This window comes from Lacrimispora xylanisolvens, assembly GCF_002934545.1.
In the GTDB taxonomy this organism is placed as follows: domain Bacteria; phylum Bacillota; class Clostridia; order Lachnospirales; family Lachnospiraceae; genus Lacrimispora; species Lacrimispora xylanisolvens.
The window spans coordinates 188,963-206,126 of record NZ_PTJA01000002.1 but is presented as its reverse complement, the minus strand read 5'-3'; the positions used below and the strand labels follow the sequence as shown (position 1 = coordinate 206,126).

The window sequence follows — 17,164 nt, the reverse complement described above, 5'->3', positions numbered from 1 at the left end:
TCCGCTCTCCTTTCCATTCTTACCGGCACATTATTCATGAAGCCGCCGTATGATTTTAAAAATAATCCCCCCCTCAGTAACGAATGGCTGGGAATGGGAAAAGAATACGATTCCTTCCGTAGGCGCAAGAATCTGGCTTATAATCTCACCTTCATAAGGATCCAGGATATCTGCCAGAATCTCCCCCCTGCTTACTTCCTCGCCTGGCTTAACGTGGGGACGGTAAATGCCGGCACAGTCTGTCCTGACACTGGATAAATCGCTTTCATGAAGAACGGTTGCAATATAGCCGCTGTGACTGGTGTAACGCACCATTCCCATTCGGGTTAAAAACCGCAGCACAGAAGCTACTGCCATACGGGCAGAGGGTTCATCAATCTGATCCGTTCCGCTGGTATAGATAGAGAATGCGCTGGTATTCTTTAACTGCCAGTTATAATTCAGTGTTGCCTTATCAAATGGCTTGGCATCCCGAACCACCACATAGGGAAGCCCAAAGAGATTTGCAAGACTGGGGTTTTGAAATCCGGTATCCATCATACGCACATGTGGTACGAAATTACCGGGTATATAAAAACTGGTAAACTGAATTCCATAGCTGTATTCTTTCACTGCATCGAAGATGCCCGCAGCAATCCGTTTCGTCGTTTCACCGCTACCGTCTCCTGGATACATGCGGTTAATGTCCGAATCATCGGTAGGCCAGAACCGTTTGCCAACGTTTAATGAGGCTGTATTCACTGTGGGAATCACCATAATCTCATTGCCTTTAATGATGGCTCCCCGCTCCTCTAACTCTTTCAGCTGTCTGATTAACTGGGAACAGATATAAAGCTGCTGCACCTCGTTGCCTCTGCAGGCGCCTACAATACAGGCCGACTTTTCCCCTTTGCCAAAATGATAGCCATACAGATTCATATCATCCCTGTAAAGATTCTTCAGTGTGTAAATGATTTCTTTTCTCATGCCTGCTCCCCTCCTAACACCCGCGCCAGCAAAGATCCTGCCGATACCACCGGATATTCCCTGAGGGTAAATACCAGACCGTCTATGGGAGAAACCACTTCCTCCAGAATTGTTCCGGTTAAAGGATTTAAGATCTGCCCAATGGGCTGGTTTTCTCTCACCGTACCAAGATGTTCCACCAGGGGCATAAATATTCCCGGACTTTCCGCATGCAAAAGTCCAAGCTTCCGATTATAGGAAATCATGGGTTCTTTGGGAATTACGGTTTCTCCTGTCCATATTCCCAGTTCCTTCATCAGGCAGAGGATTCCTTCTGTCAGCTGCTTTCCATAGGTTTTCGTGATCCGCATCCCCACTCCCATCTCAACTACGAAGGTAGGAACTCCAATGCTGTTTAAACCATGGGACAGGGTGGAATCCAGCACTACGGCATTTTCATAAACCCAGACCAGATCCACATTCATCAGCTTTGCGTAGCCGATCAGCTTGTCTGCATAGGCTTCACTCATACGGATCTGGGGAATCTCTCTTAAAAAGATATTGCTGGCATGTAAATCCACGCAGAAATCAGAACCGGAGATGTCTGCCATGATCTCAGAAGCAATATGTTCCGATACAGCTCCCTCCTCATCACCTGGAAAAATCCGGTTCATATCAATGTCATACCCGGGCAGGCCTCTGGTAATGGAATCGATTCCAAGTGGGTTAAGTGCCGGATATATATCAACAATTCCTTTTAAATAATCCTTATTTTCTCGGATAATACGGTTAATTTCATAACATACAAACTGGCCTTCCAGCTCGTCCCCATGAACGCCGGTGACAATACTGATCCGCTTTTCTTTACCGGTTACCGCCTCTGGTACCAATCGGTTTTTATATATATTCCAGCTTTCTCCTACAGGCAGACCTACGGATGCAACTGTTTTTATCATATTTCTCATCACCCTTGTTCTTATACTTTATTACATTATAAGAATAAATCAGCATGATTCAAACGTCAAGCAATTCCTGCCCGATGGCCTCTTCCTTTTTTATCTGAATTAACATCCCGTCTATTACTCTTGCCCCCGGCAAAAGAACCTCCTGTCCTGAAGTCACCAGCCCGCCATCAAACCATTTTTTAATCTGATTTCTGGAAACTTCAAGCTCCCCTGCAAGCAGAACATCTAACCTTAGTTTCAGCGCAGACGGATTTTTTATCTGTATTTCCAGAGAATATTCTTTGTTTCCTGGTGTGATAGTGAGGGTCTTCAGGATATGATACCCAGATTTTGCTTCCACGATTTCCGCTTTGTTTTTTATAAACAGTTCTCTGTTACTTCCATAACTGGCAGCCAGCTGTGGGCTGTTGCTTAAAAAGCCTTTATATTCTTCTTTATCTATATTCTCCGGGTTTGCCCGCTCAATAATGGTCATATTCCAGGAGGTGTCACAATGGCTGCAGCGATAGATTAACCATACGTCAAGCAGTTTCCCATTGGCATTTACCCTGAATTTACCGCTGTTTTGAAATTCTGTTTTTCCTTTGCATTTTGGACACCTTCTTATGACAGTGGGCAGCTGATCGGGAACAATCAGCCATAGTTTCCGTAAATTACAATTCATATCTTCCTCCATATTGTCGTCTTTACGGATCACTCTACTATGAACGAAGCCGCCTTCCCACCTCACTCTCGTTTATGAAATAAAAAAAAGGCAGTGTATCATCGTTTCAATGACACACTACCTGTATCTACTTTCTTTTCCTGGAGTACGATCCTTTGAATGCTCTTCTCTGACAGATAATAGCGTTCCGCCAGAACCTTTACACAAAATCCGGATACGTAATCTTGATAGATGGAACGATCCCTGCGTTTCCGTTCTTCTCTCGCTCCGGTTCCTTCTCCCCAGGTCCTTTTGTTTTCCTGTTTTCTGGGGATATAGACATACTCCCCGTCAATATAATTCTGAATCAGCTCCACCAGCTCTTCTGGCAGAATTTCATTGGCTCTCTGATAGCGCATCGCTGCCTCCTAAACAATTTTCTGTCCGGATTAGCAAAGGCTATACAATTACTTATCAGTTCACTGCATAACCCGTGCTATGCAGTCTTTGAGGGTTCCATCATAAATAACCCGCCTCCTTTTCAACACTCATTCACCCGCTGTATCGTTAATATTTTACCACAAAATTATGGGAAATAACACCTTATAATTAATATAGAATTAAAAATGAGGATTAAAATAGTAGCTTTACATTTATGACCCACAGTTTTATGTTTGCGTGGCACAGATAAAATCTTTTTCCCGCACATGCCCCATTTTTCCATTTTTCCGACCTTCTTTTTCCCTATTAGGGCATCTCAGCAAACAGCGTTTTATTTATGCCCCGCAGTTCTGCGTTTGCGTGGCACAGACTAAATCTTTTTCCTACACATGCCCCATTCCCCTAATTTTCCAGTCCCATCTGTATTATTTGAGGCATAGCAACAGATATATTTTACCTATGCCCCCAAATAAGAATACGTAAAACCTAAGCTCCCCTGGAACAGCAAAAGCCCCGGAACATCACTGCATTAAACTTACTATCTGAAGCCATCCAAGAATTAAAAATGATCACTCCTTAGCTTTTTACAACCACCCCTAAGTACTTTGCCAGCTCTGCTGCCTGATATAAATCCACCACTGCCCCTTTTAATTCCCTGCACTCATCAGACAGAACAAGACCGTGTATGGTACAGGTGGTAAAATCCATCCCTTTCAACATAGTCTTAAAAAAGCTGGCATTATCTAAGTTAACCTGATTCCACAACAGACCCTTCATGCGGCACTGGGTAAGAAACCCTCCCTCTAACTGGGAGGCGGTAAGGTAAATATGTTCCATTTTGGAACTGTCAAAATTGGCATAGCGGAAATTACAGTCTGTTATTCTGGTATGTAGTATGGTACTGCCGCAAAACCTGGCGCCCACCCCTTTGGAAGAAATAAATTCTGTCCGGTTAAAATAACAGTCTTCCAGACCGCAGTTGGAAACATCACAGGAACGGAATATAACATCGGTAAATTCCCCTTTTTCAAAAGAACAGTCCTGAAACAGGCAGTTTTCAAAAACGGAAGCGGAAAACTGCATATGGGAAATATCCTTCCCACTCATACGGACGTTTCGGATTATGGCATCCCGGATTTCTTCTTCCCTCTCTATTTTTCTAACTAATTCCTCTTCTTCAATGAGAATCAGTTCCTCTTCCCCTGAAAGAATCGGCGCAAGCAGCTTGTCTTTCATCCCCATACTCCTTTTTACTCTTATTGCTTTTATTATGCCATACAGCTTCGTTCTGGACAATCATAAAAAAACAAAGTTCAAAATCCATGCATAGGCACCGGCTATCAATGATTGAAAAAAGGCCGAATAGAGCCGATTGGATTTTTATAGATACAACGCTTATAATAAAAACAGCAAGATTGTTAAAAAAATAATTATTTAAAACCAGGAGGAAGGAACTATGAGTAAATTATCCAAAGAAGAATTTCAATCCTATTTAATGCAAATCCGAGAGCTGGCAGAAGGACCGTTGGAAGAGATCCAGAAGGAAGTCGAGGTTACCAATAAATTTCCAAAAGAATTCTACGATCTGTCAATCAAAAATGATTTATACCGCTGCGCTCTGCCCGTAGAATACGGCGGCTACGGTCTGTCCGAGCTTGAGATTTTACAGGTACAGGAAGAATTCTCCAGAGGACCGGGCGGAATGAGAATGCATCTTCACTATGCAATGGATTTAAACTGGAGAATCCTTGATGATTACGGCAGCAAGGAACTGAAAGATGAGTACATGAACAAGTTCCAGGATAAATCCGTATTCACCTGTTTCGCTCTGACAGAGGCAACCGGCGGTACCGGAGCTGATTTACATACCATGGCAGTAAAAGATGGCGATTCCTACGTATTAAACGGAGAAAAAACATTAATCTCCCATACCGACTGCTGCGAATTTGCTTATGTAATTGCAGTTACCAATCCTGAATCCAAGAAAGACGACAGACTTTCCGCATTCTTTGTTCCCATGGATGCTCCAGGATTTGAAGTCATCAACATGCCTCATATGATGGGCTGCCGCGGAGCCGGACACGGAGAGCTGAAATTTACAGACTGCAAGATCGACAAAAAGTATTTATTAGGAAAAGAAGGCCAGGGTCTTGAAATTGCCATGCATTCCTTATCTGTATCCCGCGCCCATATCGCAGCAAGTAACTTAGGTATGGCTCAGAGAATGCTGGAACTTTCCTTACAGTATGCAAATGACCGTGTCACATTTGGAAAACCAATCGGAACCCGTCAGGCAATCCGCTGCAAAATTGCTGATATGTCCATGATGGTTCATGCACTGCGCTGCATGGTTTACGATTTTGCTAAATCTTATGAAGAGAATCCTACCGGCGAGTACATTGAAGAGAAAGCAGCTATGTGCAAGCTGTACAGCATTGATACCACAAGAAAAGTCAGTGATGAGATGTTAGAGATCTTCGGCGGAGTGGGATACTTTGAAGACTGCAAATACGGTCCGGTTGAACGTCTCTACCGTGACTGCCGCGCAATGTGGCTGGAAGAGGGTGCTCCTACGGTTCAGCGTATCACCATTTCCAGAAATACCATTAAGCATGGCGCAAAAATGGAATACATCATCTAACAGGAATTCACCTTGGGGTCATCCGGTTCCGTATGGGCCTGATGACCCCAGGTTTTTGTAAAGGAGGAGGATCCGTATGAAACCTTTAGAGGGAGTAAAAGTAGTAGATTTAACCACATATCTTGCAGCCCCTACCACAGTCCGCGTTCTGGGAGAATGGGGCGCCGACTGCATTAAAATCGAGTCCGCCAAGGGTGATCCTGCAAGAACACAGGGCGCAGTATTTAATATGCCCTATGAAGACGATGAAAACCTGGCATTTGATGTTGCCAACATGAACAAACGCTTTATTACCCTGGATTTAAAATCCGAAAAGGGTCTGGAAATCGCTTACAAACTCATTGGAGAAGCCGATGTTTTTGTCACCAACACCAGAACAAAATCCTTAACAAAACTGGGTCTTGACTATGAAACATTAAGCCAACGTTTCCCGAAGCTGGTTTTTGCTCAGGTCTTAGGCTATGGGGAGAACGGTCCGGAAAAAGATTCTGCCGGATTTGATGTTACCTGCTACATGGCCAGAGGGGGCGTGTTCGGAACTACCGTAAACAAAGGGGATGCTCCCATGATCCCAACCAACGGCTTTGGCGACTTCCAGGTTTCCTTAGGTCTTGCCTCTGGAATCTGTGCTGCTCTTTATGCACGGGAAAAATCAGGAAAAGGCGATAAGATCACGGTCTCCCTCCATCATGCTGCAGTTTACGCACTGAGCACAGGAGTGATTTCTGCCCAGTATGGCAATCAGTATCCAAAAAGCAGAAAGGAAGTTCCTAATCCATTTAATAACGTATACCGCACCAGCGACCAGAAATGGGTGGTAATCTGCTGTCCGGAGTATGATCGTGACTACGAGAAAATTATGACACTGTTAGGCAGGCCGGATATGGTTGGAAATTCCCGTTACATGAGATGTGCTGACGTAAATGCAGGTCATTTAAACCATGAGGTCATTGATGTTCTTGATGCCGCCATTGGCAAACTCACAAGAAAAGAATTGATGAGCATGTTTAAAGCCAACGATTTAGCCTGCGAAGCTGCCTATGAACCTCTTGATATGTATGACGATGAACAGGTCTGGGCCAATCGCATTATTGCAAAGATCCCCTATCCCTCCGGTGAACGCTACCTTCCCACAAACCCGGTAAACTTTGGTTCTGTTGGAGAACCGGAATATCGGATCGGCGGCTCCCAGGGTGCCCATACGGTTGAGATTCTTAATCATCTGGGATACAGTCAGGGTGAAATCGGTGAGATTCTTGCCTCCGGTGCAGCCACCGGGGAAACAAAGCTGAAAAAATAAACACGATAGAATGGAAAGGTGAGATGACATGAGTTTACTATACACCGAAGAACAAAAAGAGCTTCTTGCTCTCGTAAGAGAAATGGCTGAAAACGAAATCAAGCCTTACGTAAAAGAAGCAGATGAGAAAGGGGAATGCCCGAGAGAACTCTTTAAATGGGGTTTTGATATGGGACTTCACATGCTGGAAATTCCCGAGGAATACGGCGGGACCGGCTTAAGCTATGAAACCACTGCCATGATATTTGAAGAGCTGGCAAAAGTAGATGCAGGCTATGCCATCACCTTTGTAACCACCTTTGTTGCTTTAAGAAACGTAATTCTTGCAGGAACCAAGGAGCAGGGACAGTATTTTGCTGACAAAATAAGACCAGGATCATTTGCAGGATTTGCCTTAACCGAGCCCAATGCAGGCTCTGATCCGGCTGCCATGCGTTCCACCGCAGTCTTAGATGGTGATGAATACATCTTAAACGGAACAAAAACCTTTATTACAAACGGAGCTCTCTCTGATGTATTTGTAGGATTTTTCAAAACCAGCCCGGCTGCCGGACACAAGGGAATTTCCGCCTTTATTATCGATGCGAATGCACCTGGCGTTACCGTTGGCGCTCATGAAAACAAGATGGGACTTCGTCTTTCCAATACCACTGACTTAATCTTTGAAAATGTGCGGGTAAAAGCTTCCGCTATGGTTGGACCGGAAGGCTCCGGCTTTAAGCTGGCTTTAAATGCACTGAACTTATCCCGTGCATTTGTTGCAACCCTGGCAGTGGGAATTATGCAGAGAGCCCTTGATGAATCCGTAAAATATGCCAAAGAACGCAAACAGTTCGGGACTCCCATCATTAAGTTCCAGATGGTTCAGGCTCTGCTTGCGGATATGGCAATCAAGGTTGAGGCCTCCCGGTGTCTGGTTAATAACACCATGCGCATGATGGACCAGGGAATCATGGTTCAGAAGGAAGGCTCCATCTGCAAAACCTTTGTCTCCGACTGTGCACAGGAGGTTACCTCCAATGCAGTACAGATCTTCGGCGGTTACGGATACAGCAGAGAATATCCCGTAGAAAAACTGATGAGAGACTGCAAAGTGTTCCAGATTTTTGAAGGCGCCAACCAGATCCAGCGTATGACCATTGCAAATGTGCTGGATAAGGAATACAGATAGGAGGACATAACAGGATGAATATCGTTGTTTGCATCAAGCAGGTTCCGGATACAACAGAGATTAAAATCGATCCGGTAAAAAACACCCTGATCCGTACAGGTGTACCAAGCATCATGAATCCATTTGACAAAAATGCCTTAGAAACAGGGCTTTCCTTAAAGGACCGCTACGGCGGAAAAGTGACTGTGATCTCCATGGGGCCTCCTCAGGCAAAGGCTGTATTAAGAGAGGCTCTTTCCATGGGAGCTGATGAGGCTTATCTGGTGACAGACCGTGCATTTGGCGGTTCTGATACCTATGCCACCAGCTATATCCTGTCACAGGCCATTAAAAAGCTTGGTGACTTCGATGTGATTCTGGGTGGAAAACAGGCTATTGACGGGGATACGGGTCAGACTGCCCCCAGTATTGCAGAACACCTTGGCGCTGCAAGGCTTACTTATATCCTGGATTTAGAGGCAGACGGGGATAAGGTAATTGCCAGGCGGCAGGTGGAGGAAGGAATCGAAGTAATCGAGGCCCGCTTCCCCATTCTCTGTACTGCAACAAAGGAAAGCAACAAACCCAGATACGCTACCATAAAGAGAAAAATCGCCTCTTTAAAAGCAGAGATACCAGAAATCACCCTGGCTGATTTACCAGATGCGGATGTGTCAAAAATGGGGCTCAAAGGCTCTCCCACCAAGGTAAAAGCTACTTTCACACCAAAACGGACCGCCTGCGGCGTGACCATAGAGGGAACTACTCCCGGTGAAATTGCTAACGCACTGATCGGCAAGCTGGCCGACGGGAAAATACTGTAAAAGGAGGCCGAAGAAAATGAGTTTTGAAGCATGGAAGGATGTTTGGGTATTTGTTGAATGTTTTAAAGACCAGCCAAAAAGCGTAGGGCTGGAACTTTTAGGACAGGGCAGAAAACTGGCAGAAGGATTAAAACAGGATCTTTGTGCAGTAGTAATCGGAAATGATACCAAAGAGGCTGTAAAAGCCGCCGGAGAATATGGTGCGGATAAAATTTATGTGGTTGAGGGAGCGGAATACGAAGATTACTCTGCCGATGCCTATGGAAATGTATTTTTAAAACTATGTGAAAAGTATCAGCCCAATACGATCTTAGTTGGAGCGACAGTAAACGGCAGAGACTTAGGATCCAAAATTGCGGTAAGCCTGCGCACCGGTCTGACTGCAGACTGTACTGCCCTCAGCGTTGATGAGGAAACCGGCAATGTTGTCTGGGAACGTCCTGCTTTCGGAGGCAATTTATATGCCCAGATCCTTTGCAGTGAAACCAGACCTCAGATGGGTACCTGCAGACCGGGAGCATTTAAAAAACCGGAAAAGAATCCGGACAATAAACCAGTTGTGATCCGGGAAGAAATCTCCACTCCGGCCCAGGATATCCGGACTAAGGTAATTGACTTTATCAAAGCCTGTGAAGACAATGACTTACGGCTTGATGAGGCTGAAATTATCGTTTCCGGCGGCCGGGGAATGAAATCAGCCGAGAACTTTTCTGTATTAAAGGAATTGGCTGATGTACTTTGCGGTACCGTAGGCTGTTCCCGCGCTGCTGTTGATGCAGGCTGGATGCCTCAGAGCAAGCAGGTTGGGCAGACGGGCGCTACTGTTTCCCCTAAAATATATTTTGCCTGCGGTATTTCAGGAGCAGTGCAGCATGTAGCCGGGATGAGCGAGTCAGGAACCATCATTGCCATTAACAAGGATGAAACCGCTCCTATTTTCGAGGTTGCGGACTATTGCATCGTTGGCGATTTATTTGAAGTGGTTCCTGCTCTTGTCAAAGAGCTGAAGGCGAGGCAGCAGGGATAACCTTATCATACCTCTGCTCTTCATTTCCAAGGAGAAGGGTTATGCTTGAAGAAATAAAAATAAATCCTGATTTAAAACTTCAGTATTTGAAGAATGGATACTGGTCAGACCGGACACTTTCAGACTGCTTTCATGAGTCAGTCAGAAAATATCCGGACAGGGAATATGTGGTAGATGACAGAGGATGCCGATATACATACAGGCAGATGGATGAGGCCGCTTCCAAAGTGGCGGCCTTTCTCCGTTCCCAGGGAATCGGCCCCGGTGATGTGGTTTCCTATCAGATTCCCATCTGGAGCGAATTCGCAGTAATCACCATTGCCTGCTTTAAGGCAGGTGCTGCTGCCCACCCGATTGCCATGTCATACGAGGAAAAAGAACTGGTCCGCTGCTTAAATCTAACCCAGTCCAAAGCTTATTTTGCTCCCACCTGGTTTCACAAAACCGATTATGAGGAAATGATTCAATCAGCACTACCTCATATTAACAGCCTTCGTGCAGTGGTTTTGCTGGATCAGACCAGGGAGATAAAAAGCAGCTGTTATGCCTGGAAGAATATTCTCCATGATTACAGGCCATTAAGGAGTGAGGAGTGTGCCCGGCAGACTGGACAGGATATTGCCGTCATTCTTGGAACCTCCGGCACTACCTGCGGCTCAAAGGGTGTAATTTTAACTCATGATAACATCCGTTACAGCGAGGAGACCTTTAACCGGGAGCTGGGAGTCTCAATGGACGATATCATGTTTATGCCTGCCCCTCTCAACCATGCAACCGGTTTTCACCATGGGATTATTGCTCCCATGCTCACAGGAGCTAAGGTGGTTTTACAGCAGAAATACTGCTGTCGGGAAGCCATTGATTTAATGAATCTGGAGGCCTGTACTTATTCCATGGGCGCCACTCCTTTTATCTATGATATTTTAAGGGATTTAGAGACCAACGGAGGTGCAATTCCTTCTCTTAAATTCTATTTATGCGGCGGTGCGCCTGTTCCGGGATATATGGTACAAAAAGCCTGGGATTATGGGATACTTCTATGTGAGGTGTATGGTTCCACGGAGAGTGTTCCCCATGTTTTTGTCAGACCCTGTGACGCATTAAGGCTAAATGGAACTACTTCAGGAAAACCACTGGAGGGAGTCGAGATTCGTGTAGTGGATGAAAACGGTGCAGATGTACCTTTTGGAACTGCTGGAGAAGAATTGTCAAGAGGTCCCAATGTATTTGTGGGATATTTAAAAAACCGGGGGATTACCGATGAAGTTCTTGACGATGACGGCTGGTATCACAGCGGAGATCTCTGCGTTATGGATGAAGATGGAAACATACGGATTATCGGAAGAAAGAAAGATATGATCGTCCGTGGCGGTGAAAATTTAAATTCCAATGAAATCAATGATAATCTAGAAGGCTGTCCCGGAATTCTGGACCATACCGTCATTGGTATGCCGGATGAACGCCTGGGGGAACGGATCTGCGCTTTTGTGGTTGTTGCAGAAGGGTTTGAAAACCTGTCCCTGACCGATGTAATCGACTATTTAAAAGAGCACCGCATATCCAAACGCTTCTGGCCGGAACGTCTGGAACTAATTAAACGAATTCCCCACACAGGCAGCGGAAAGGTAAAAAAATATCTGCTGCGGGAAGAGCTGTTAAAACGGATGAAGGGGTGACAGGCTATGATTCAACAAACATTCGGACCAAGAAGATGCCGTGACACAAGAAAACCTCCGGCTAACCAGTGCCCGGAAGTATCCTTTTACCGATGCGAAACATGCGGCGGACTGTTTCCCGCCATTGCTGCACCTCCCCCTGGTGAAACGGAAATTATATGCTGTGGTTCAAAAGCGGTCCATTTAATACCGGAATCACCGGACCTGGTAAACGATAAAATTCACTTAAGCTATCGAATCACCGGAGGCTACAATGATAACGCCGTGGAAGTATTTTGGGAAGCATTAAAGCCGGAATATATGCCGGAGTGGATGTATTTAAAAACTTTTACCGGGGGGTACTTAAAATATTTACCTGAGACAAAGCGTCCTCCTCTTGTTTTTTCCCTGGCAGACACCGATGCCTTTGCCTATTGCGATGAAGACCCATGCCTGGAATGCGTCTTCCGCTGTAAACGTGGATTTGTAATCTATTCCTTTTCCAGGGAAACAGGGCTGACTGCGATTCCGCTTGATAAAATGACGGCGCAGTGGCAGTCCGGTGCAAATGAGAAAGCTTAATGAAGAGTTTTCCTGACTGACAGACTATATAATTATTGGAGGGAACATTATGTTAGCTACAATTGGTCTTATTATTGCCATTGCACTTTTAGTTGTAATGATTATCAAGGGCATCGATATGATAACAGCGACGGTGATCACGGCAGCCATTATTCTGGTCACAAGCGGACTGAATTTGAACGAAGGGTTTCTGACCACATTTTCCGGCGGTGCCGGCGGCTTTGTCGCCTCCTGGTTTCTGATCCTGGGGCTTGGCGGAGTTTTTGGCCAGCTTGTTTTAGAAACAGGTCTGGCAACAAAAATCGCTCAGACACTGACAAAGAAGCTGGGAACGAAAATGGTAGGTCTGGTCATCCTGATCTGTACTTTTTTCATCACTCTGCTTGGTATCAACGGTTATATTATGGTATTTGTCCTTTATCCTATTGCCGATAACCTTTTATATGAAAATAAAATGGACCGGCGGGTGCTTCCCTTCCTTCTTTTGGGCGGCGGTGCTTCTGCCAATGGTTTTGCCTATTCCTTAGATATCTGCAATGTACTGCCAAGTAAATACTTAAATACCTCCCTTGGATCAGCGCCTCTGCTTTCCTTTGTGTTTACCGCGATCCTTGCTGTTTCTTACTTCCTGTATTTTAATTATGCACAAAAACAGAGTTTGAAAAACAATACACCGGAACAGCTTCTTGCCATGTATAAGACACAGCAGACAGCCGTTTCGGAAGAGGAACTTCCCGGAATTTTCATGTCCGTTCTTCCTTTTGTCCTTGTTTTAGGCTGTGTAGTTGCAACCTCCAGCTGGGGAACTTCCCCAAGCATTATGTTCTCTCTGGTAATTGGTATCCTGTTAATTATCTGCACCCAGCTAAAGCGGATTAAGAACATGAAAACTTCCATTAAAACCGGCAGCAGCTCCGGCTTAAACTCCATGCTTACGGTTGCTGCAGTTATGGGTCTTTCCAAGGTTTTAGGCGCTTCTCCTGCATTCCAGCAGCTGCAGCAGGCAGTGCTTGCCATGAATATGCCCGCATATCTGAAAGCATTTTTCGGTACAACGGTGCTGACCGGACTGACCGGTTCCGCAATTTCAGGTGAAACCATCTTCATGGAGAGCTTTGGAAAGGCATTTGTTGATATGGGAGTCAATGTTGCTGCTCTTCACCGCATTGTAACAGAATCTGCCCTGATCTTAAATAAACTGCCAAACTCCTCCGTTGCAATCCTCACCATGTCCATCTGCGGATGCAGCTTAAAGGAAAGCTATAAACATATTATTTTAGGTACCATGATCCCAGCTTTTATTGCCGGATTGGTAATTGCACTTATGGCGACAGTGGGTATTGTATAATCTGGTGGGTACGGATCATGTATGATAAAGAAACAGCGGTATGCGCTTGTGGCAGCATACCGCTGTTTCTTTTTATAAAAATGTAACAATGCGTTTAATCCTCTTTATAAGTGTTTAAAAAAGTCTGAAAAAATCCAGAAACCCATCTTAATCTCATATTCTGCTCCAGCCTGTCTGTCCGATTACGGCAGATTCATCTCGTGCGCCACAATGAAATCTGCAAATGCTTCCACAGAGGAGGAAACGAAATTCTTTCTGCTGAATGTCATATAAATCAGGCGGGTATCCTTTGGTACATCTGACAGTGGAATCAGTACCAGGTTATCAAATTGTTTTAAAAAGGGAGTGCGGGCAACGATCGCTGCCAGATTTGTCTCTGAGATCACACCTCCGATGGAAATTTCATCATCATAAGAAAACGTTGCCTCCACCTCATGCTGCTGCAAAAGATTTCGGACAACCTTTCCGATAGGTATGCAATCACGATATGTAGTAAGATTATAATTCTTTAATTCGCTTAAACATAATTCTTTTCTTTCTGCAAGGGGATGGGTGTCGTTAACGATCAAAACCAGCTCCTGTGCCATAATGGGAACAAATAAAAGATCGGGCTCATCTTCCACCATGGAACAAAAACCCAGGTCATATTTTCCGGCTGCTACCCCATGAGCGACCTCAATAGACATCCCCTGGAATATATTAAATTTCGCCTGAGGATTCTTTTTCATGTAATTTTGAATTGCTGTCGGAAGAAAATCACCTAATAAAGTGGGGATACATCCTACATCAATGGTACCTCCCAGCTGACCGGAATGCATCTTCATGGTGGCTATTCCCCGTTCCAGTTCATTCAGCGCCTGTGATACATGGATATAAAATTCTTCTCCGTATTTTGTCAGTGTTACATTACGTCCTTTTTTCTGAAACAGGGATATTCCAAGCTCACTTTCCAGTGAAGCGATCGAGTCACTTAACGAGGGCTGAGCGATGTAAAGTTCTTTTGCGGCTTTCGTATAATGCTGTAATTCTGCTAATTTTATGAAATAATATAACTGCGGCAAATTCATACAGATCCCCCCTATATTTTGTTTAAAATTCAACAGCTTTATCTATCTATATTATACAAAAAACGACAAGATTTGACAACTGTTTGTGTGAATTATATTCAATATTTTTACACTTATTCAATAATAAGCTAAGCCCTTAGTCTTATAATTAAGGCGGAATGCGCAAATTACAGTATCAGGCTAATTGCTGTAAAGATTCTTACAATATAAAAGATATTCTTGCTATTAATGAAAGTATAACCAGTCTGTTAAAAATGGTAGTGCAAAATCAAATGATTCCTAAAAACAAGATGGAGGCAGTCTTAGATCATCTCCCCCCCCTATGACACCGTGTTCCATTCTTCCGTGTAGAAAAAGTTGTTGCTTTTTTCCCATTTATAACTGCAAATTCACAAAAAGATGTTATAAAGCCTCTTTATAAAACGTATAACATATGAAATAATATAAAGTGATATGAAATGAAGTTTACAACATGATTCGGTTCTTGTTTGCTTTATTGTTCAAAATATGAACTTGAAAATAGTACATTATTTTTAATTAAACAAACGTTAGGGAAAAGGAGTAAAACTATGACCAAAAAAAGATCATTGTTCGTTTTTATCATTATTTTGTTGTTATTAATCGGATGCAGCAATGAAAAAAAAGAAAAATACTTTAAAGGAATTGTTTCAGAAGTCACTGATACTTACTTTATAGTAATTCCAAATGAGGGTGAACCCATAAAAGACATGGGCGATAAAGTCTGGGTCCCTAAAAAAGTAGTATCTGCAGATGGAGTCCCAGATATTTCTGTTGACGATAGAATACAGGTGCTATATAAAGATGCAGAGAAGTCTGACGATGGAATAAAACTGGATGTAGTTTTTGCAATTTATAAAGAGTCCAAAATTGAGTAAATAATACATTAAAAGCAGATAATTATATTGCATGAATTCCATGGGAATAAAAAAACGCTCACTGCAATCCCTTTCGAACGAATTGAACAAGTGAGCGTATCTTTTTCTATAAAACTGTAAAATAATACTCTGTTACATCTATTTATGATAAGGTTCCCCATTAATAATCCGATAACTCCGGTAAATCTGTTCCAGTAAAATCACCCGCATCAACTGGTGGGGGAACGTCATATTAGAAAAGCTCAGCTTGTAATCCGCCCGCTTTAACACAGCGTCAGCCAGCCCAAGGGAACCGCCGATAATAAATACAATCTGGCTTACCCCGCCCACTCCAAGAGCCGCTATTTTTTCTGACAGCTTTACCGAATCCGGGGTATCTCCGTCAATAGCCAGAGCGATCACATAAGCACCTTCCTTGATAGAAAGAAGGATTCTCTCACCTTCCTTCTCCTTAATCTGCCGTTCCACCGTCTCACTGGCATGATCAGGCGTCTTTTCATCTGCCACCTGGATCACCTCCAACTTGCAATATCGGCTCAGTCTCTTGCTATATTCGGCTATGGCGTCAGTATAAAACTTTTCTTTTATCTTCCCCACAGTTACCAATGTGATCTTCATTCGTATCTCCTCTATCCATTCAGTTCTTTCTTCATCATGGCAATTAAAAAGCCAGTGATATCTCTCGCAGAACGTTTCTGCCCTGTCTTTACTTTCCGGACAACTTTTCCTTCCGGTTTTACATTAATATGATAAATAACCCGTAAGAATTCTTCCGCTTCCTCCCAGGCTTCTCGGCTTTCAGGGATTAGATCCAGCCCCATCTGGAATACATGAAACATTCCTTCAAAGACGGATATCCGGCATTTCACCCCAGCTTTTTTTAACTTCTGACCAACCAACAGGGTGTCGCTTAACAGTATCTCGTAATTTCCCACCTGCATCAGAACGGGAGGAAATCCGCTAAAGTCTCCGAACAGCGGTGAGATATACGGTTCCATGGGATCCGCCTCTCCGATATACGCAGAATCGTAAAGCATGTTATGGGTGGAATTACCAAAAAGGGGATCCAGCTCATAATTAGCCTGATAACTTTCCCCACTGTTTGTTAAATCCGTCCAGGCAGACATGGTGAGAAAGCCTCCGGGAAGAGGCAGGTGATTGTCCTTTAAATAAAGGCCCAGTGCAAGGCCCAAACCACCGCCGGCCGAATCACCTGCTATTACAATGTTTTCAGGGGCATACCCCTTCTCCTGCAATAGCCACTGGTAAGCCGAAACGGCATCCTGCAAAGCAGCCGGATAGGGATCTTCCGGAGCTACCCGGTAATCCGGAGTCAGAACATCTCCTCCATAACTGATCTTGGAGTACCGGACTGCAAATCTCCGGTAAATATTCTTCATTGGGCCGATATAACCGCCACCATGAAGCTGAAGAATCACACGCCCTGTGACCACTCCAACAGGTCTTAAATATTCCATCTTTAAATCACATTTTTCTATAATTTCATATTCATATCCAGCCGGACATACCCAGGCGGGCTCTACCGGATTTTTTCTCAGTTCGCCGCTCTGGAATGGCTGCTTAAACGAAGTTTCCATCACATTCTGCATCATATCTCTCACCAGATTTCCCATCACACTTACTTTTTTTCTTCTCATATGTCTACCTCCTTTCCAGACA

The 17,164-nt window shown here is 44.2% G+C and carries 18 protein-coding genes; 10 read left to right on the top strand and 8 right to left on the bottom strand.

All coding sequences use genetic code 11. The annotated features are described in order from the left end of the window. Nucleotides 1-30: 30 nt before the first annotated feature. The 5 genes from BXY41_RS04285 to BXY41_RS04265 all read right to left on the bottom strand — a co-directional run bounded on the left by BXY41_RS04285 (nt 31) and on the right by BXY41_RS04265 (nt 4,230). Entirely contained in the window at nt 31-966 is a 936-nt protein-coding gene (locus tag BXY41_RS04285; protein WP_104435026.1) for a M14 family metallopeptidase, read from the bottom strand. Next, nucleotides 963-1,901: a M14 family metallopeptidase gene (locus tag BXY41_RS04280; protein WP_104435024.1), complete on the bottom strand. Its 939-nt coding sequence runs from the start codon at nt 1,899-1,901 to the stop codon at nt 963-965. The genes BXY41_RS04285 and BXY41_RS04280 overlap by 4 nt, the downstream gene beginning before the upstream one ends. Before the next feature lie 58 nt (nt 1,902-1,959). Beyond that, on the bottom strand, nt 1,960-2,574 hold the full coding sequence (locus tag BXY41_RS04275; RefSeq protein WP_104435022.1) for a DUF1062 domain-containing protein: 615 nt from the start codon (nt 2,572-2,574) through the stop codon (nt 1,960-1,962). A 98-nt stretch (nt 2,575-2,672) separates the two neighbouring features. Beyond that, the gene (locus BXY41_RS04270; RefSeq protein WP_104435020.1) at nt 2,673-2,972 is read right to left on the bottom strand and encodes a CD3324 family protein; all 300 of its coding nucleotides are present in this window, start codon (nt 2,970-2,972) and stop codon (nt 2,673-2,675) included. Between the two features lie 598 nt (nt 2,973-3,570). Beyond that, the gene (locus tag BXY41_RS04265) at nt 3,571-4,230 is read right to left on the bottom strand and encodes a pentapeptide repeat-containing protein (RefSeq protein ID WP_104435018.1); all 660 of its coding nucleotides are present in this window, start codon (nt 4,228-4,230) and stop codon (nt 3,571-3,573) included. 220 nt (nt 4,231-4,450) lie between these two features. Here BXY41_RS04265 and BXY41_RS04260 point away from each other — a divergent pair, with 220 nt between their 5' ends. From BXY41_RS04260 to BXY41_RS04225, 8 genes are all read left to right on the top strand, one after another. After that, nucleotides 4,451-5,635 carry an acyl-CoA dehydrogenase family protein gene (locus BXY41_RS04260; protein ID WP_104435016.1) on the top strand — a complete coding sequence of 395 codons (1,185 nt, stop codon included), beginning with the start codon at nt 4,451-4,453 and terminating at the stop codon, nt 5,633-5,635. Nucleotides 5,636-5,711: 76 nt separating this feature from the next. Further along, entirely contained in the window at nt 5,712-6,935 is a 1,224-nt protein-coding gene (locus BXY41_RS04255; protein WP_104435014.1) for a CaiB/BaiF CoA transferase family protein, read from the top strand. Between the two features lie 28 nt (nt 6,936-6,963). Beyond that, nucleotides 6,964-8,106: an acyl-CoA dehydrogenase family protein gene (locus BXY41_RS04250; protein ID WP_104435012.1), complete on the top strand. Its 1,143-nt coding sequence runs from the start codon at nt 6,964-6,966 to the stop codon at nt 8,104-8,106. 14 nt (nt 8,107-8,120) lie between these two features. Next, nucleotides 8,121-8,909: an electron transfer flavoprotein subunit beta/FixA family protein gene (locus tag BXY41_RS04245; protein ID WP_104435010.1), complete on the top strand. Its 789-nt coding sequence runs from the start codon at nt 8,121-8,123 to the stop codon at nt 8,907-8,909. Between the two features lie 16 nt (nt 8,910-8,925). Further along, the gene (locus BXY41_RS04240) at nt 8,926-9,936 is read left to right on the top strand and encodes an electron transfer flavoprotein subunit alpha/FixB family protein (RefSeq protein WP_104435008.1); all 1,011 of its coding nucleotides are present in this window, start codon (nt 8,926-8,928) and stop codon (nt 9,934-9,936) included. Between the two features lie 41 nt (nt 9,937-9,977). Continuing rightward, nucleotides 9,978-11,612, top strand: coding sequence for a medium-chain fatty-acid--CoA ligase (gene fadK, locus BXY41_RS04235; protein WP_104435006.1), 1,635 nt, complete (start codon nt 9,978-9,980; stop codon nt 11,610-11,612). 6 nt (nt 11,613-11,618) lie between these two features. After that, entirely contained in the window at nt 11,619-12,173 is a 555-nt protein-coding gene (locus BXY41_RS04230; RefSeq protein WP_104435004.1) for a hypothetical protein, read from the top strand. Between the two features lie 49 nt (nt 12,174-12,222). Then, nucleotides 12,223-13,521 (top strand): GntP family permease, encoded by a 1,299-nt coding sequence (locus tag BXY41_RS04225; RefSeq protein WP_104435002.1) that lies wholly within the window; start codon nt 12,223-12,225, stop codon nt 13,519-13,521. 182 nt (nt 13,522-13,703) lie between these two features. Here the strand turns inward: BXY41_RS04225 and BXY41_RS04220 are convergent, their stop codons facing one another. Then, a complete protein-coding gene (locus BXY41_RS04220; RefSeq protein WP_104435000.1) occupies nt 13,704-14,588 on the bottom strand; it encodes a LysR family transcriptional regulator in 885 nt (294 codons plus the stop codon). 158 nt (nt 14,589-14,746) lie between these two features. Between BXY41_RS04220 and BXY41_RS27545 the strand changes: the two genes are divergently transcribed. Continuing rightward, a complete protein-coding gene (locus tag BXY41_RS27545) occupies nt 14,747-14,914 on the top strand; it encodes an alpha-helical endospore appendage domain-containing protein (protein ID WP_490393071.1) in 168 nt (55 codons plus the stop codon). Between the two features lie 243 nt (nt 14,915-15,157). Then, on the top strand, nt 15,158-15,484 hold the full coding sequence (locus BXY41_RS04215; RefSeq protein WP_104434998.1) for a hypothetical protein: 327 nt from the start codon (nt 15,158-15,160) through the stop codon (nt 15,482-15,484). A 138-nt stretch (nt 15,485-15,622) separates the two neighbouring features. On the opposite strand, the gene rlmH is transcribed toward BXY41_RS04215, so the two are convergent. Both rlmH and BXY41_RS04205 read right to left on the bottom strand, forming a co-directional pair. Beyond that, a complete protein-coding gene (gene rlmH, locus BXY41_RS04210; RefSeq protein WP_104434996.1) occupies nt 15,623-16,102 on the bottom strand; it encodes a 23S rRNA (pseudouridine(1915)-N(3))-methyltransferase RlmH in 480 nt (159 codons plus the stop codon). A gap of 11 nt (nt 16,103-16,113) precedes the next feature. After that, nucleotides 16,114-17,142: an alpha/beta hydrolase gene (locus tag BXY41_RS04205; RefSeq protein WP_104434994.1), complete on the bottom strand. Its 1,029-nt coding sequence runs from the start codon at nt 17,140-17,142 to the stop codon at nt 16,114-16,116. Nucleotides 17,143-17,164: the final 22 nt, after the last annotated feature.

Bases quoted from the DNA above. Each gene is read 5' to 3' on its own strand.
- BXY41_RS04285 (WP_104435026.1), bottom strand. From the start codon at position 966: ATGAGAAAAGAAATCATTTACACACTGAAGAATCTTTACAGGGATGAT.
- BXY41_RS04280 (WP_104435024.1), bottom strand. From the start codon at position 1,901: ATGATAAAAACAGTTGCATCCGTAGGTCTGCCTGTAGGAGAAAGCTGG.
- BXY41_RS04275 (WP_104435022.1), bottom strand. From the start codon at position 2,574: ATGAATTGTAATTTACGGAAACTATGGCTGATTGTTCCCGATCAGCTG.
- BXY41_RS04270 (WP_104435020.1), bottom strand. From the start codon at position 2,972: ATGCGCTATCAGAGAGCCAATGAAATTCTGCCAGAAGAGCTGGTGGAG.
- BXY41_RS04265 (WP_104435018.1), bottom strand. From the start codon at position 4,230: ATGAAAGACAAGCTGCTTGCGCCGATTCTTTCAGGGGAAGAGGAACTG.
- BXY41_RS04260 (WP_104435016.1), top strand. From the start codon at position 4,451: ATGAGTAAATTATCCAAAGAAGAATTTCAATCCTATTTAATGCAAATC.
- BXY41_RS04255 (WP_104435014.1), top strand. From the start codon at position 5,712: ATGAAACCTTTAGAGGGAGTAAAAGTAGTAGATTTAACCACATATCTT.
- BXY41_RS04250 (WP_104435012.1), top strand. From the start codon at position 6,964: ATGAGTTTACTATACACCGAAGAACAAAAAGAGCTTCTTGCTCTCGTA.
- BXY41_RS04245 (WP_104435010.1), top strand. From the start codon at position 8,121: ATGAATATCGTTGTTTGCATCAAGCAGGTTCCGGATACAACAGAGATT.
- BXY41_RS04240 (WP_104435008.1), top strand. From the start codon at position 8,926: ATGAGTTTTGAAGCATGGAAGGATGTTTGGGTATTTGTTGAATGTTTT.
- fadK (WP_104435006.1), top strand. From the start codon at position 9,978: ATGCTTGAAGAAATAAAAATAAATCCTGATTTAAAACTTCAGTATTTG.
- BXY41_RS04230 (WP_104435004.1), top strand. From the start codon at position 11,619: ATGATTCAACAAACATTCGGACCAAGAAGATGCCGTGACACAAGAAAA.
- BXY41_RS04225 (WP_104435002.1), top strand. From the start codon at position 12,223: ATGTTAGCTACAATTGGTCTTATTATTGCCATTGCACTTTTAGTTGTA.
- BXY41_RS04220 (WP_104435000.1), bottom strand. From the start codon at position 14,588: ATGAATTTGCCGCAGTTATATTATTTCATAAAATTAGCAGAATTACAG.
- BXY41_RS27545 (WP_490393071.1), top strand. From the start codon at position 14,747: ATGCGCAAATTACAGTATCAGGCTAATTGCTGTAAAGATTCTTACAAT.
- BXY41_RS04215 (WP_104434998.1), top strand. From the start codon at position 15,158: ATGACCAAAAAAAGATCATTGTTCGTTTTTATCATTATTTTGTTGTTA.
- rlmH (WP_104434996.1), bottom strand. From the start codon at position 16,102: ATGAAGATCACATTGGTAACTGTGGGGAAGATAAAAGAAAAGTTTTAT.
- BXY41_RS04205 (WP_104434994.1), bottom strand. From the start codon at position 17,142: ATGAGAAGAAAAAAAGTAAGTGTGATGGGAAATCTGGTGAGAGATATG.